The organism is Rhodococcus sp. NPDC057014 (genome assembly GCF_042673295.1).
Taxonomy (GTDB): Bacteria; Actinomycetota; Actinomycetes; order Mycobacteriales; family Mycobacteriaceae; genus Rhodococcus_F.
Window position 1 is genome coordinate 1 of record NZ_JBHUSF010000225.1, and the last position, 15,095, is coordinate 15,095.

The window sequence follows — 15,095 nt, forward strand, 5'->3', positions numbered from 1 at the left end:
CAGGGGTGTCAGAACGAGATTTCGGGGGTGCGGCAGATGAGCAACCTCCGCACGAGCCCCGACGCGTCGAGCTGTGCCGACGTGTTGAACGACGCCTCGAATTCGCCGTTCCGGGTGGTGCGTCCCAGCGCCAGTTCGACGTCCCCCACCCGCGAGCCCGCGAGGATCTCGTGCACCAGCACGCTCTTCTCGCGTTGCTGCAGGTACCCGACGAGGCCTGCGCGATCGCCGACGAACTCGGCTGCTTTCCCGCCGCCGGTGGAGAATTGAATCGACATCCGGAAGTCGTCGGTGATCATGGTCAGGACGCGGTCGGGATCGTCCGAATCCATGATCGCGAACCACGCGACGAGCACGGGCGTCGGTGACGTCCTCGAGTCCAGGTCAGTCGCGCTTGTCATGTGCCAACTCCCTTCTGAGAATGCTGAATTCGGTGTCGAACGACACCTCGTACGCGTCGATGGTGCCGTCGGCGCCTAAGTGCATGGCGGCGAGGAAGTAGCCGGTCGTCTTCGTCTCGTTCTCGACGACGGAGCCGTAGGCGAACTGGACGTCGCGGTCGCTGCTCGTCCGCAGCAGCACGTGCCGTCGATCGACCGGGGGTCGTCCCCGGAGATAGCTGAGCATGTCGGCGCGGCTGTGGCCGCGTCGGACGGTACCGGGAAGGACTATGGCGAACTCGATCGATTCGTCGAGCAGGGCGACCGCGTCGTCGATCCGGCCGCTGTCGAGGATCGCGTAGTACTGCTCGATCACGAGTGCATCGGTCATGAAATGAACTTAGTTCAACATGGGTGGGTCTGTCGAGGGTCCTTGCCGTCTCGACTTCTGCGAAACTAAACTGAACTCACGTCAATTTACAGGAGAGTTCAATGCAGTCCTCCCATTCCAGCCCCTGGCCCGAGACCGAACCCCCGGCGATGACCCCCGTCGCCGAGCACGAAGACATCCGCGACGTCATCCGCCGCCTACTCGACCGCCATTCGACGATCGAAAGCAGCCGACGCGCCGCCCAGTCGGAGTCCGGCTATTCCCCCGAGTTGTGGTCACTGCTCGTCGAGGAGATGAACGTCGCTGCCCTGACGGTGCCGGAGGATCGCGGCGGCCTCGGATACGGCATGGTCGAACTCGGCATCGTCCTCGAAGAATGCGGGAGAGCGCTGGTCTGCGAACCGGTGCTCACATCCGCCACGCTGGGAGTCCACGCCCTGCTCGCGGCCGAAAGGTCGCACACGGTCGACGAACTGCTCGACCGGGTCGTCCGGGGTGAACTCGTCGCGACGGTGACGGCCCTGAGCGCGCAGACCGATTTCGTCGACGCCACGCGTGCCGGCGACCGATGGTCGCTGTCCGGTCGCGCGACGAATGTCGTGCAGGGCGGCGCCGCCGATGTCGTCGTGCTGCTCGCGCACGCCGACGACGGACCAGGCCTCTATGCGGTCGATCTGCGGACCGCGACGGTGCGGCGAACAGAACTTCCGGTGGTCGACCCCAGTCGGCGGCAGGCGAATCTGCTCTTCGACGACGCGGAGGCGGTGCGTCTCGCCGGACCCGGTGACGCACCGCGCGCGGTCGAATCGTTGCACAGCCTCGGGGTGATCGGACTGGCCTGCGAGCACGTCGGCGTGATCGACCGATTGCTGGACAGTACAAGGGAATACACCGTGCAGCGCCGCCAGTTCGGGCGGTCGATCGGCTCTTTTCAGGCCGTCAAGCATCGACTGGCGAACACTCTCGTCGACCTCGAGAAGGCGCGATCGGCGGCGCGGTACGCGGCCGCGGTGTTCGCGGAAGACCCGGGCGCCGCGGCGCTTCCGGCCGCTGTCGCGGGTGCGGTCTGCACCGAGGCCGTGATCGCCACCGCGATGGAGGCCGTGCAACTGCACGGGGGAGTCGGCTTCACCTGGGAACACGCGACGCACTCCTATGTTCGCCGCGCGCTCGGAGACGAACCGCTGCTGGGGGATTCGCGGGCGCACCGCGGGCGGATCGCGGATCTCGTCGGACTCTGACATCGGGCCGGCTGCTGCCGGCCGAAACCAACGCTTTTCGATCCCGCTATTGACGGACCACCTCCCACCCAGTAGAACTGAAGTGAATCCAGTTCAGTTTCATTCCTCGAAAGGACCCCGACATGGTGGACACCGACCACATCGTGCTCGAGAAGGACGGCGACGTCGCCCGCGTGTGGCTCAACCGCCCGCACAAGAAGAACGCGGTCACCGTCGAGTTGCTGCACCGCCTCGACGAGATCATCGTCGAGGTCGACAACGACCCCGAACTCAAGGTGCTGGTCCTGCGTGGACGTGACGGCACGTTCTGCTCGGGATTCGACCTCGACGAACTGCGGGAGAAGTACGTCGGCTCCACCACCGCGATGGATGTCGCGGTGCTGTCGGCCCGGGTGTGCGACCGCCTGTACTCGATGAACACCCCGTCCGTCGCCGTCCTCGAAGGCTTCGTCACCGCAGGCGGATTCGAGCTGATGATCTCCTGCGACTTCGCGATCGCCGCCGAGGACGCCCGCATCGGCGACTTCCACATCCGCCGCGCACTGTTCGGTGGCGCGGGCCCGATCTACCGGCTGCCGCGCATGATCGGCGTTCGCAAGACGAAGGAACTCATGCTCACCGGCAAGCTCCTCACCGGCAAGGAGGCGGAGGCCTTCGACCTGATCAACGCGTCGGCGCCGGCCGACGACCTGGACAAGCTTCTCGCCGAGTTCATCGCACCGATCGTCGACAAGAGCCCGTTCATGATGAAGCTCACCAAGATGTGCATCGACCGCGGTCTCGACGCGGACATCCAGTCGCTGATGGTGATGGAGCACCTCGCCGTCGGCAACGCGCTGCAGTCCGAGGACGCACGCGAAGGCGTGAACGCCTTCCTCGAAAAGCGTGAGCCGAAGTGGGTCGGTCGCTGACCCGACCCCGACGACGAATCCCGAGGAGAGAGTGACGATGGGCGAGACACCCACCGCGCCGGCGCTCGAAGCGAGCCGCTGCGCCCACTGTTCGACCGTCGCGTTCCCGGCCACCACCGCGTGCTCGAGGTGTGCCGGGCCGGCGATGTCGCCGCTGACCTTGAGTGCACGCGGAACGGTCTGGGCGTACACGGTCCAGCGGTTCGCCCCGAAATCGCCGCCGTATGTTCCGCCGCCGGACGGGTTCTCGCCGTTCGCGGTCGGATACGTCGAACTCCCCGAGGGAATCAGGGTCGAAGGCGTGCTCGACTGCCACGACTTCGACGAGTTGGACGACGGGGCGCCGGTGACGTTGGTCGCCACGGCACCGGTGCCCCGGTTCGCCACCGACGCATATCTGAAGGAGACCCGCTGATGTCCACTGTGTCGATCATCGGGGCCGGACTGTCGAAATTCGGGCGCCAACCGGACAAGACCGGCCGCGGGCTCGCCCTGGACGCGATCGCGTCCGCCCTGGCCGACGCCGGCATCGCGTGGACCGACGTTCAGGTCGCGTTCGGTGGCAGCGACGGCTCCGGGCTCGCCGACACCCTGGTGTCCGAACTCGGGCTCACCGGAATCCCGTTCACCAACGTCAAGAACGGTTGCGCGACAGGGGGTAGCGCACTGGTGTCGGCCGTCAACGCCATTCGTGCCGGCGCCGCCGACATCGCACTCGCGGTCGGCTTCGACAAGCACCCGCGCGGCGCGTTCGACCCGGCACCACAGGACTGGGGTCTGCCAGTCGGCTACGGCGAGGCGGGTCTCATGGTCACCACCCAGTTCTTCGGCATCAAGATCGCGCGGTACATGCGCGAACACGGAATCAGCGCCCCCACACTGGCCGCCGTCGCGGAGAAGGCGTATCGCAACGGCTCCCTGAACCCGAATGCCTGGCGGCGTGAACCCATGTCCGCCGAGACGATCGCCGCCGCGGACATGGTCAACGACCCCCTGACCCGGTACATGTTCTGCTCACCCGGCGAGGGCGGTGCGGCCGTCGTCGTGGCGAGCGAGACCGCTGTCCGGCGACTCGGCGGACGACCGGTGCACCTGCGGGGCATTTCGGCGGGTACCCGCCGGTTCGGATCGTTCGAGGTGTTCGGCCCGTCGATACAGGGCGCGGGAACCCCACCCAGCGTGAGCACGTCCACCGCGGCGGCCGTATTCGAGCAGGCAGGACTCGGACCGTCCGACGTGGATGTCGCGCAACTCCAGGACACGGAGAGCGGCGCCGAGATCATGCACATGGCCGAATGCGGATTCTGCGAACACGGCGAGCAGGACAAGCTGATCGCCGCGGGGGAGACGGAGATCGGCGGGCGGATCCCGGTCAACACCGACGGCGGTTGCATCGCGAACGGGGAACCGATCGGCGCGTCCGGCCTCCGGCAGATACACGAGATCGTCACGCAATTGCGCGGGGAGGCCGGTGCCCGGCAGGTCCCCGGAAACCCGCGCATCGGATTCACCCACGTCTACGGTGCGCCCGGGATCAGCGCCTGCACCGTCCTGTCAGTCTGAGGAAGAGCCATGAATCAAGCAACGATGCCCGGCCTGGACCAGTTCGTGGACGACGCCCGCGCGTGGCTGCGCACGGTCGCCGAACCGCGCACCCAGATCAAATGGGGGGTGGGGCCCGACTCGGTCGCCGTCTTCGAGAACTGGACCGCTGCGCAGGAACGCGAAGAGACCGACCACATCCGGGCATACGAGCAGACGAAGTTCGACGCCGGCTGGGGTTCGATGAATTGGCCGGTCGAATTCGGCGGACGCGGCCTGCCGATGTCCTACGTGCTCGCGTTCCGGCGGGAGGAGAACTGTTTCGACGTGCCGCGCCGGACCGAAATGTTCTCGGTCACACAGCAACTGGTAGCACCGGCCATCGCCCAGTGGGGAACACCCGAGCAGTGTGAGCGGTACGTGCGGGCGATGCTCCGCACCGACATCATCGCCTGCCAGCTGTTCTCGGAAACCGAAGCCGGATCCGATCTGGCGGCGGTCCGGACGAGAGCGGTCGAGCGGGACGGCCGGTGGACGATCACCGGGCACAAGGTCTGGACGTCCGGCGCCCGGGTCGCCGACGTCGGGGTCGCGGTGTGCCGCACCGACCCCGACGCGCCCAAACACAAGGGCCTCACCGTCTTCCTCGTCCCGATGGACGCTCCGGGTGTCACCGTCCGGCCGATCCGTCAGATGACCGGGGGCAGTTCCTTCAACGAGGTGTATCTCGACGGCGTCGAACTGTCGGACGACTACCGGCTGGGGCCGGTGGGGCAGGGCTGGCCGGTCGCATTGACCGTGCTGGCCGCCGAGCGCCTCGACGCCGGGAATCTCGGCCTGGCCAACGCGGACCAGGCCGTCGAACTCGCCCGCCACCTGGGCCGGGAGCTGTCCGAGATCGAGCGTGACAAGGTCGCGGATCTGGTGACGCGCAGCTATGTCCAGCGGGTGACGGGCATGCGGGTGGCCGCCGCCGTCGTCGCCGACAAGGACCCCGGCCCGGAGGCGTCGGTGGGCAAGTTGCTCGCCACCGACACCATGGCGCGCACCTCGGAAGTCGTCCGGATGTTGCTGGGGCGCGACCTGATCGCCGACTCGGGCGAGTGGGGCACGTTCGCGTGGACCGAGCACGTGCTCGGCGCACCCGGCTACCGCATCGCAGGCGGCACCGACGAGATCCAGCGCAACATCCTCGCCGAGCGTGTGCTCGGCCTGCCGAGGGAGCCCCGCCCGTGAGTGCAACGATCACCCTCGACGACCGTGTGGCGCGTCGCCTGCGCGAGCAGAACCCGGGCCTGGACGTCGGCCCGCTCGAGCCGTTGCCCGGCGGGCACTCCGGACTGACCTACAAGGTCCGGACCGATGGGGGCGACCTCGTCGTCAAGGCTGTGCCCGAGGGGCAGCGTCCCGTCGGGCGGCACGACATGGTGCGCCAGGCGAGGATCATGGAAACGCTCGGAGCCACAGCGGTTCCCGTGCCCCGCATCGTCACCGTCGACGAGGACGGTCCGGCGTGGTTCGCGATGGAGTGCGTCGCAGGCGAATCCCTCGAGCCGGTGCTCGATACACCGGCGGTCGACCCGGCCGTCGCTGCCGCGCGGATGCGCCGGGCCGCCGAGGTGCTCCCGCTGCTGCACGCGGTGCCCGTCGACACGATCCCGGCCGCCGGTGATCCGTTGTCGCCGGCCGCCGAGCTGGCGCGGTGGCAACGCACCCTGGGTGCCGTTCCCCCCGAACTCGTGACCGGGGGCGAGGAGTTGCTGCGTCTGCTCGCCGCCGATGTCCCGGACGGGATGGCGCCCACGTTGGTGCACGGCGACTACCGGCTCGGCAACATCATCGCGCGGGGCACGGAGCCGGCGGCATTGATCGACTGGGAGATCTGGAGCCTGGGAGATCCGCGGGTCGAGCTCGGCTGGTTCCTCGTCTTTGCCGACGGCGCGAACTTCCCCGGTGTGGGGCGCGCGGTGCCGAACCTTCCGAGCGAGGACGAGCTGATCGACCTCTACACCGGGGACGCCCCGGCACTGCCGGACATGAACTGGTTCAACGCACTGGGCCGTCTGAAGATGGCGGCGATCATGGGCCACAACCTGCGCAGGCACCGAGAGGGCCGCCACCACGACCCCGATCAGGAACGGCTACCCGACACCATCGCGCAGCTCATTCGCAGCGGCACCGCACTACTTGCCTGACCACGCTTTCGCGCACCGCTCGAGGCGCTGACAGGAACAGAAAGGACGACACGTGGACTTCGGATACTCCGCACGCACCGAGCGACTGCTCGAGCAACTGCGGACCTTCATGGAAGAGCACGTCTATCCGGCCGAGGCCGTGTACGACGAGCAGATCAGGTCGAACGACAACCCGCACGAACAGCCGAAGGTCATGCTGGACCTGCAGGCGAAGGCACGGGAACTCGGACTGTGGAACCTCTTCATGACGCACGGCGAATGGGGCGCCGGGCTCACCAACCTCGAGTACGCCCCTCTTGCCGAGATGGTCGGACGGTCGGTGATCGGCAACGAAGCGATCAACTGCTCGGCACCCGACACCGGCAACATGGAAATCCTCGCGATGTACGGCACCCCGCAGCAGCAGTCACGCTGGCTCGCGCCGCTCCTGGACTGCACGATCCGGTCGGCGTTCGCGATGACGGAACCGGAGGTGGCGAGTTCGGACGCCACCAACATCACCTCGACCATCCGCCGCGACGGCGACGAATACGTCCTGAACGGCCGGAAGTGGTACACCTCGGGCATTCTCGATCCCGACTGCAAGCTCGTCATCTTCATGGGCAAGTCCGATCCCGACGCGCCGACGTACCGGCAGCAGAGCATGATCCTGGTGCCGGCGGATGCTCCCGGCATCGACGTGCTCCGCGATCTGCCGATGTTCGGCTACCGGGACCGGCTCGGCCACGGCGAGGTCCAGTTCACGGACGTGCGGGTGCCCGCCGACCACATGCTCGGCGCCGAGGGTGACGGTTTCGCGATCGCGCAGGGCCGACTCGGGCCGGGGCGCATGCACTACGCGATGCGGGCTATCGGCATGGCCGAACGCGCCCTCGAGCTCATGTGCCGACGGGTCCTGCAGCGCACCGCGTTCGGTGGACGCCTCGCCGATCGCGGTGTGGTGCGTGAGTGGATTGCGCGGAGCCGGATGGAGATCGACCAGATCCGGCTGCTGGTTCTGCAGTCGTCGTGGCTGATGGACACCCGCGGCAACGCCGCCGCCCGCTCGGAGGTCGCCGCGATCAAGGTGTCCGCGATGGAGGTGGCGCATCGCGTGGTCGACCGCGCCGTCCAGGCGCACGGCGCCGCAGGGGTGAGTGACGACACGATCCTGGCCCGGCTGTACGCGATCACCCGCGCACTGCAGATCGCCGACGGCCCGAACGAAGTCCACCTGCGCACGATCGCGCGCCTCGAACTGAAGAAGTACGCATGAACACGACACAGGAGCTGACGGGCAAGGTCGCACTGGTCACGGGGGCGACCCGCGGGCTCGGATACGCCATCGCCGGCGGCCTCGCCGCCGCGGGCGCCACCGTGATCGTGTCGAGCCGCAAGGAGGAGGCGTGCGTCTCCGCGGCCCGCGCGATCGTCCGGGACACCGGCGGCATCGCCGAACCGCTCGCACTGCACGTCGGGAAGTGGGACGCGATCGAAACCGCGGTCGACCACATCGTCACCCGATTCGGAAAGCTCGACGTCGTCGTGAACAACGCCGGCATCGCACCCCTGTCACCGACGCTGGAGTCGGTGTCCGAGTCGCTGTTCGACAAGACGATCGAGGTCAACCTCAAGGGACCGTTCCGGCTGATGGCGGTGGCCGGCGCCAGGATGAGCGCGGCCGGAGGCGGTTCGATCATCAACATCTCGAGCATCGGCGCGGTGCGTCCCAGCCCGCCCGAGGCGATGTATGCGGCGTCGAAGAACGGCCTCAACGCGCTGACGATGGCGTTCGCGCAGGAATACGCGCCCCGGGTGCGGGTGAACTGCATCATGCCGGGCGGATTCGCGACCGACATGGCGGCCGACTGGGACGACGAGTTCGTCGGCAAGATCGTCGACCGGCTGCCCGCCGGACGGCTGGGGCACCCGGATGAAATAGCCGGCCTCGTCGTGCATCTGGCCGGGGACCACGCCGGCTACACCACGGGCGCCGTGATCCCGGTCGACGGCGGACGCACCGCCGTCTACTGACGCGCGTGCCACGAACAGGAGTAGGAGCCAACCACATGCAGGTACCCGAGCTGTTCCAGCTGAGCGGTCGCGTCGCCGTCGTCACGGGTGCGTCGTCCGGACTGGGGATGGGATTCGCGCGGACGCTGGCCGCGGCAGGCGCCACCGTCTACGCGGCCGCCCGCCGCATCGATCGGCTCGAGGCACTGGCAGCGGAGGTCGACACCGTGGTCCCGGTCGAATGCGACATCACCGTCGACGCCGACCGCCGCCGTCTCGTCGACCGCGCCCGCGAGCGAACCGGCCACGTCGACGTCCTGGTCAACAACGCCGGCAAGCCCGGACCTCCGAACGCGGAGGACGAAACCGCCGACGGGTTCTCGTCGATCCTCGACGTCAACCTCGCGGCGGGTTTCCATCTGGCCACGTATGCCATGTCGACCGTTCCGGAGGGCGCGGGGATCTCGATTATCAACATCTCCTCGGTGATCGGTCTGGTGTCCACCGCTCCCATCGGCGGTGCGAGCTACGCGGCGTCGAAGGCGGGCATTCTCGGGCTGACCCGCGAGTTGGCGGGTCAGTGGGGCAGGCGGGGCTCCCGTGTCAACGCCGTCGTGCCCGGATGGTTCGATACCGAAATGACGGACGGACTGTTCGGCAACCAGCGCTCGGCCGACTGGGTGCGCCGCAACACGATGCTCGGCCGCGGTGGCAGGGCGGGCGAGGTGGACGGCGCCGTGCTGTTCCTCGCATCGGATGCTTCTTCGTATGTCACCGGACAGACGCTCGTCGTCGACGGCGGCTGGGCAGCCAGGTAGGCGACGGGACCATGGCCATCGAGATGATGAGAGCAGTGCGCCTGACCACCTGGGGCCAACCCGTGCAGGTCCAGCGCGTCCCCGTCCCCGAACCGCGGAACGCCGAACTGCTGATCGAGGTCCGGGCCGCCGGGCTCTGCCGATCCGACCTGCACGTCATGGACGCACCCGCAGGCGCGTTCGACTACCCGCTCCCGCTCACACTCGGGCACGAGGTGGCCGGAACCGTGGTCGCCGCGGGACCGGACGCCGACAGGTCGTGGATCGGCGAGTCCGTGGTGGTCCACGGTGTGTGGTCCTGCGGGGAGTGCCGCAACTGCAGGCGGGGCCGGGAGAATTACTGTCACGACCTGCGTCCGCGGGCGGACGGCAGGCTCGCGGCGATCGGCAACGGTCTCGGGCACGACGGCGGTCTCGCCGAGGCCATGATCGTTCCCTCGGAACGGTTCGTGGTGCGCACCCGGGGGCTCGCTCCCGAGAGTGCCGCCCCGCTCGCCGATGCCGCCCTGACCGCCTACCACGCGATCCGCACGAACCGGGACCTCGTCGACGGCCACTCGGTCACCGTCGTGGTCGGTGTCGGGGGACTGGGCCATCTCGCCGTCCAGATCCTTCGCGCTCTCGGCGCCGGCACGATCATCGCGGTCGATCCACGCGAGGACTCGCGCGACCTCGCCCTCCGGTTGGGGGCGGACCGGGCGGTGAGCGAGGTGGCCGATTCCGGCACCGAGCCTCGCTCCGCCGACGTGGTGTTCGATTTCGTGGGATCCCCGGCCACGATGGAAGCGTCCCTGCAGTTGCTCGGCCCCGGTGGCCGCCTGGTGACCGTGGGCAGCGGCGGCGGCCGGCTCACGGTCGGCAAGGACCTCGGACTACCCGGCGGCTGGCAGGTCAGCGCCCCGTTCTGGGGAACCCGCGCCGACCTCGAGGCGGTGGTCGATCTCGCGCAACGAGGGCTGCTGAGCGTCGAGTCCACCGCGTACCGATTGGACGACGCCGTCGACGTGTACGACCGGCTGCGCCGCGGAGCGATCCGCGGGCGCGCCGTCCTCGTGCCGTGACCGGCGACGCCTGCGCGATACCGCGCACGATGATCGAGAATGACAGTGTTCGCTGAACAGGAGGATTGCGGGATGTGGGAGTTGGCTCGCGAATTCGTTGCTCGCGCAAAGAATTCGCCCGATGAGATCGCGGTCGTCGACGCCTCGGGCGAGTACACCGCCGCGCGCATCGCCGCGGCGGCGACCGAACTCGCCGCACTGCTGGACACCGCTCGCGAGGGTTCGCCCACCGTACTCGTCCAAGCGGACAACAGCTGGCGAACGCTGACGGCCGCACTCGCCGTCGGTCTGCGCGGCGGTGTCGTCGCAGTGTTCAGCAGGCACGCCACCCCGTCGGAGTTCGCCGTGGCTCTGCACGACATCGCACCCGACGTGGTGATCGCCGACCCCGGGTCCCTCGAGCACTGGGGCGCGTCGGACGACCACTTCTCCGAAGAGGCGACCGCGCTGGACGGCTGGTCGATGCGCTGGTCGCGGACACCCGTCAGCGACGTCGCCCGGTGGAACGGCGGAATCGCGATCGCGATGACGTCCGGGTCCACCGGACACCCCAAGTGCGTGGTGCAGTCGGAATCCGCGATCCGTTACGCCTGCCGCTGCACGATCGACGCCGTCTGCCTCGAACCCGGAGACCCGGTCGCCGCGTTCGTCCCGCTCTCGTCGGTGGCCGCATTCTGCTTCGGTCTCTACCTCCCCACGATGCTGGCCGCGCCGATGGTCTGTATGGACGGCTGGAAGCCGGCGCGCGCCCTCGAGGTGGTCAGGAAACACCAGGTCGCCTGGACGATGCTCGTCCCGACCATGGCGCTTCAGTTGGCCGTCGCACCCGACGCGGCGGGCGCGCTGACCTCGCTGCGGGCGATGACCGTCGGCGGCGGCCCGATGGACGCCGGTGCGCTCGGCCGCGCCGAGCAGATTCTCGGGACGACATTCCTGCGGGTGTTCGGAATGTCCGAGTGCCTCGGGCACACCACCCCGCTGCCGTCGGACGCGCCGGACATACGCCTCGGACGGGACGGCAGGCCGTTCCCCGGCACCGTTGTCCGAGCCGTCGACGCGCACGGCGCGCCACTGCCGCCGGGGCGAGTGGGCGACGCGCAGGTCAGCGGGCCCTCCCTCTTCGTCGGCTATGCCCGAGCCGGGGTTCCCGCGCCGCCCGACCTCACCGCGGACGGATTCCTGCCCACCGGCGACCTCGTCGAGATCGCGGACGACGGGACCATCCGGGTCATGGGGCGACAGAAGCAGATCATCATCCGCGGCGGCCGCAACATCGACATCAACGAGGTGGAAGCCGCCATCGCCCGCATCCCGACCGTGTCCCAGGTGTGTGTGGTACCGGTGCCGGACGAACTGCTCGGTGAACGCGCCGCAGCCCTCGTCGTGAGCACCGGTGCACCGATTACCCTCGGTGAGGTGGTTGCCCACCTCGGTGACATCGAGTTCCCCAAGTTCAAGTGGCCGGAGTTCGTCTTCACGATCGACGACCTGCCACAGAACCGGGTCGGGAAACTGTCCCGACCGGATGCGGTGAATCTCGCAACACGCCTGCTCGCTGGTACCGGGACCACCTGATCTCCACCCGACCTGACCTCAGTTCAGGTAGTCTTACCGGTACCGACCCGACGACAAATGGATGGGGATCCCGTGTCCGTAGAAGCCATGACGCTCCGCGATGGTCCGCGTTCCAAGCGCGGGCTCATCCTCACGGCCGCAATCGAGCGCTTCGGGGAAGTGGGCTTCGAGCACACGAAGTGGGCGTCGATCGCCGACGAGGTCGGTATCGGCCAGACCGCGCTCTACCACTACTTCGAATCCAAGGCACACTGTCTGCTGACGATCATGCGTCTCGAACTGGCGCAGTCGCTCGAGCGATTCACGACCGCGATCGAGGGCATCGACGACCCGGTCGAGGCGATGAGCGCCGCCATCACCAGCGCCCTGGAAGCGACCCCCCGCGACGCCCTGCAGCGCCGGATCCTCCAGAGCCACATGGATCTGCTGGCCACGCCCCGTCAGTCCGAGAAAGAGGAAGCCGAGCGCCAGACGTCACGGGCGCTGGTGAATTCGATCGAAGAGGCGTGGTCTCTCCTCATCGCGAAGGGGATGGGTGCCGGGGCCTTCGCCGACGCCGATGCGCGTTTGATGGCCCGCCTCGTCCTCGGGCTCGTCGTCAGCGTGTGGCGCTGGTACCGGCCAGGAGGCGACATGACACTCGACCAGCTCAACCGGCACGTTCGCGACGCCACCCTGCGTATCGTCCGCGCGTGACCCGCGGAGATCGGGGAGTGGCTTTTGCGCACCCTCGATAATTGAACCTAATTCATGTCAGTAATGGAGAGATGATGTACAACTTGATCGTCCTGGCCGCCCGTCCGCACGACTGGAGCCACGAGCAGTTCATCCAGTGGTGGCGCGGTGAGCACGCCGACGTGACCTATCCGCTTCCCGGCCTGCGACGCTGGCAGCACACCGAAGTGCTGGACGCGATGGACGACAAGTCCCGGGAATGGGACGGCGTGTCGATCCTGAGCTTCGACTCCCGCGAGGACCTCGATGCCGCGCTCGCCAGCCCGGAATGGCAAGCCGCAGTAGACAACGTCGGCAAGATGCGCGGAAAGCGCATCCTCGTCATGGGCGAGGAGAAGACGATGGTCGAAGTGGGCAGCGCGGCATCATGAGGGCGGGGTGGATGGAGCCGGGCTGCTACGAGGTGGCGCCCGGTGTGCATCGAATACCCCTCCAGATGCCCGGTGACGGACTCGGGGCCGTGAACGTCTACGCCCTCGAGACCCCGGACGGCCTGGCCCTCGTCGACGGCGGCTGGCGAGTCGGCACGACGTTCGAGGAGATGGAGCGGGCACTGCTCCGGATCGGCCACCGCCCCGACCAGATTCACGACATCTACGTCACCCACGTGCACCGCGACCACTACACGTTCGCCGTCGAACTCCGCCGCCGTCACGGTTCACGCGTCCACCTCGGAGTCGCGGAGGCGGACGGTCTGGCAGCGGTCGGCGCCCTCGGCAGCAACGTTCCGACGGATTCGCTGCACGAACTCCGCCGCGCGGGAGCCCCCGTCCTGGCAGACACCGTCAAGACCCTGACCGCCGCGGAACCGTTCTACCCCGGGGACTGGGAAGAACCCGACCACTGGCTCGCCGCGGGTCCACTCCCGATCGGCCGGCACATCCTCGACGTCGTGCACACCCCGGGCCACACCAAGGGACACATGGTGTTTCACGACGTGGATCAGGGGCTGCTGTTCAGCGGCGACCACGTCCTGCCCTCGATCACGCCGTCGATCGGCTTCGAGTTGGGCGAGTGGGACCTGCCGCTGAGGCACTACCTCGACTCGCTGTCCCGGTTGCTCGACCGCCCCGATTCGCAGCTCCTGCCGGCACACGGAGATCCGGCACCGAGTGTGCACCGTCGAGTAGAAGCGCTTCTCGCGCACCACGACCAGCGATTCGATGCCATGCGCAACGCGCTGATCTCTCTCGGGCAGGGGACCGCGACCGCCGTGGCGCACGTGGTCACGTGGACTCGTCGCGACAGGCCGTTCACCACGCTCGACCCGTTCAATCAGATGATCGCCACCTGTGAGACCCTCGCGCACCTCGACACCCTGGTCGACCGCGGCCGGCTCACCGTCCGACAACTAGACGGCCACGACGTCTTCGCCGTCGTCTGAGTCGAAGTCTTCTCCGTGGTCCGAGTCGAAAGGATTCCTATGCAGAGTCGTGAGCTCACACTGGCGCGCCATCCCCGGGGGAGGGTTGTAACGTCGGACTTTCACATCGACGTGGTGACGGTTCCCGAAGAACTCGGGCCCGGTGACATTCTCGTGCGCAACTCGTGGTCGTCGATCGACCCGTCCGTCAGGATGCGACTCGGCCCCACCGGCCCCGCCGGCTACCTCCCGCCGTTCCGCATCGGGGAGACGCTGACCGGGTTGGCTGTTGGGGAGGTAGTCCGGTCCCGTGCCCCCGGCTTCGCGCCGGGCGACACGGTGCTGCACATCAACGGTTTTCGTGAGTTCGCTGTGATCCGGCCGGACGGTGACACCCTCGCCGGGGCCGGTGGTGTGACGAGACTCGACACCGGCGAGCACCCGCCGCAGGCATATCTCGGAGCGCTGGGCAGCGCCGGGCTCACCGCGTACGTGGGACTGCACTGCATCGGTGAACTCGCAGGCGGAGACGTCGTGTGGATCTCGTCGGCGGCCGGAGCGGTCGGCAGCCTCGCTGCACAGATCGCCAAGCTCCGAGGCCACTACGTGGTCGGCAGCACGGGATCCACCGAAAAGGTCCGGTTCCTGCTGGAAGAACTGAATCTCGATGCCGCGTTCGACTACCACACGCCGGACCTGACCCGGGCCCTCGACAGTGCGGCACCCGACGGCATCGATCTGTATTTCGACAACGTGGGCGGAACGCATCTCGGGGCCGCCCTGCATCGCCTTCGGCCGGGAGGCCGAGTGGCCATGGCCGGCGCCGTCGCGTCCTACGACGCGGAGACGGCGGCGGCAGGTCCGGACAACCTCTTTCAGATCGTGTCGAAG

General features: G+C 68.1%; 17 protein-coding genes. 15 read left to right on the top strand and 2 right to left on the bottom strand.

Going from position 1 to position 15,095, the window contains the following annotated elements; all coding sequences use genetic code 11:
• Positions 1 to 8: 8 nt before the first annotated feature.
• Together ACFTZB_RS31775 and ACFTZB_RS31780 are read right to left on the bottom strand one after the other, a co-directional pair.
• Positions 9 to 401 carry a hypothetical protein gene (locus ACFTZB_RS31775; protein WP_378437628.1) on the bottom strand — a complete coding sequence of 131 codons (393 nt, stop codon included), beginning with the start codon at positions 399 to 401 and terminating at the stop codon, positions 9 to 11.
• A complete protein-coding gene (locus ACFTZB_RS31780) occupies positions 385 to 771 on the bottom strand; it encodes a hypothetical protein (RefSeq protein WP_124395674.1) in 387 nt (128 codons plus the stop codon). The genes ACFTZB_RS31775 and ACFTZB_RS31780 overlap by 17 nt, the downstream gene beginning before the upstream one ends.
• A 101-nt stretch (positions 772 to 872) precedes the next feature.
• Here ACFTZB_RS31780 and ACFTZB_RS31785 point away from each other — a divergent pair, with 101 nt between their 5' ends.
• The 15 genes from ACFTZB_RS31785 to ACFTZB_RS31855 all read left to right on the top strand — a co-directional run.
• Positions 873 to 2,012, top strand: a complete 1,140-nt coding sequence (locus tag ACFTZB_RS31785; protein WP_378437630.1) for an acyl-CoA dehydrogenase family protein — start codon at positions 873 to 875, stop codon at positions 2,010 to 2,012.
• Between the two features lie 122 nt (positions 2,013 to 2,134).
• Complete coding sequence (locus ACFTZB_RS31790) at positions 2,135 to 2,923, top strand: enoyl-CoA hydratase/isomerase family protein (RefSeq protein WP_276140008.1); 789 nt, start codon at positions 2,135 to 2,137, stop codon at positions 2,921 to 2,923.
• Positions 2,924 to 2,960: 37 nt separating this feature from the next.
• On the top strand, positions 2,961 to 3,338 hold the full coding sequence (locus ACFTZB_RS31795) for a Zn-ribbon domain-containing OB-fold protein (RefSeq protein ID WP_378437632.1): 378 nt from the start codon (positions 2,961 to 2,963) through the stop codon (positions 3,336 to 3,338).
• Positions 3,338 to 4,486 carry a thiolase family protein gene (locus ACFTZB_RS31800; protein WP_378437634.1) on the top strand — a complete coding sequence of 383 codons (1,149 nt, stop codon included), beginning with the start codon at positions 3,338 to 3,340 and terminating at the stop codon, positions 4,484 to 4,486. Before ACFTZB_RS31795 ends, ACFTZB_RS31800 begins: the two co-directional genes overlap by 1 nt.
• 9 nt (positions 4,487 to 4,495) lie before the next feature.
• Positions 4,496 to 5,701 (top strand): acyl-CoA dehydrogenase family protein, encoded by a 1,206-nt coding sequence (locus ACFTZB_RS31805; RefSeq protein WP_378437637.1) that lies wholly within the window; start codon positions 4,496 to 4,498, stop codon positions 5,699 to 5,701.
• Positions 5,698 to 6,660, top strand: coding sequence for a phosphotransferase family protein (locus ACFTZB_RS31810; protein WP_378437641.1), 963 nt, complete (start codon positions 5,698 to 5,700; stop codon positions 6,658 to 6,660). Before ACFTZB_RS31805 ends, ACFTZB_RS31810 begins: the two co-directional genes overlap by 4 nt.
• Before the next feature lie 52 nt (positions 6,661 to 6,712).
• Positions 6,713 to 7,915 (top strand): acyl-CoA dehydrogenase family protein, encoded by a 1,203-nt coding sequence (locus tag ACFTZB_RS31815; RefSeq protein WP_378437646.1) that lies wholly within the window; start codon positions 6,713 to 6,715, stop codon positions 7,913 to 7,915.
• A complete protein-coding gene (locus ACFTZB_RS31820; protein ID WP_378437648.1) occupies positions 7,912 to 8,673 on the top strand; it encodes an SDR family NAD(P)-dependent oxidoreductase in 762 nt (253 codons plus the stop codon). Before ACFTZB_RS31815 ends, ACFTZB_RS31820 begins: the two co-directional genes overlap by 4 nt.
• Positions 8,674 to 8,708: 35 nt before the next feature.
• Positions 8,709 to 9,470, top strand: coding sequence for an SDR family NAD(P)-dependent oxidoreductase (locus ACFTZB_RS31825; protein ID WP_378437650.1), 762 nt, complete (start codon positions 8,709 to 8,711; stop codon positions 9,468 to 9,470).
• 11 nt (positions 9,471 to 9,481) lie between these two features.
• Complete coding sequence (locus tag ACFTZB_RS31830; RefSeq protein ID WP_378437653.1) at positions 9,482 to 10,531, top strand: NAD(P)-dependent alcohol dehydrogenase; 1,050 nt, start codon at positions 9,482 to 9,484, stop codon at positions 10,529 to 10,531.
• A gap of 72 nt (positions 10,532 to 10,603) precedes the next feature.
• On the top strand, positions 10,604 to 12,106 hold the full coding sequence (locus tag ACFTZB_RS31835) for a class I adenylate-forming enzyme family protein (RefSeq protein ID WP_378437659.1): 1,503 nt from the start codon (positions 10,604 to 10,606) through the stop codon (positions 12,104 to 12,106).
• A gap of 87 nt (positions 12,107 to 12,193) precedes the next feature.
• Positions 12,194 to 12,802 carry a TetR/AcrR family transcriptional regulator gene (locus tag ACFTZB_RS31840; protein ID WP_378437662.1) on the top strand — a complete coding sequence of 203 codons (609 nt, stop codon included), beginning with the start codon at positions 12,194 to 12,196 and terminating at the stop codon, positions 12,800 to 12,802.
• A 74-nt stretch (positions 12,803 to 12,876) separates the two neighbouring features.
• Positions 12,877 to 13,212, top strand: coding sequence for an EthD family reductase (locus ACFTZB_RS31845; protein ID WP_378437655.1), 336 nt, complete (start codon positions 12,877 to 12,879; stop codon positions 13,210 to 13,212).
• Positions 13,213 to 13,223: 11 nt separating this feature from the next.
• Complete coding sequence (locus ACFTZB_RS31850; RefSeq protein ID WP_378437664.1) at positions 13,224 to 14,225, top strand: MBL fold metallo-hydrolase; 1,002 nt, start codon at positions 13,224 to 13,226, stop codon at positions 14,223 to 14,225.
• Between the two features lie 39 nt (positions 14,226 to 14,264).
• The coding region (locus ACFTZB_RS31855) for a zinc-binding dehydrogenase (protein ID WP_378437657.1) at positions 14,265 to 15,095 on the top strand (831 nt) is incomplete at its 3' end.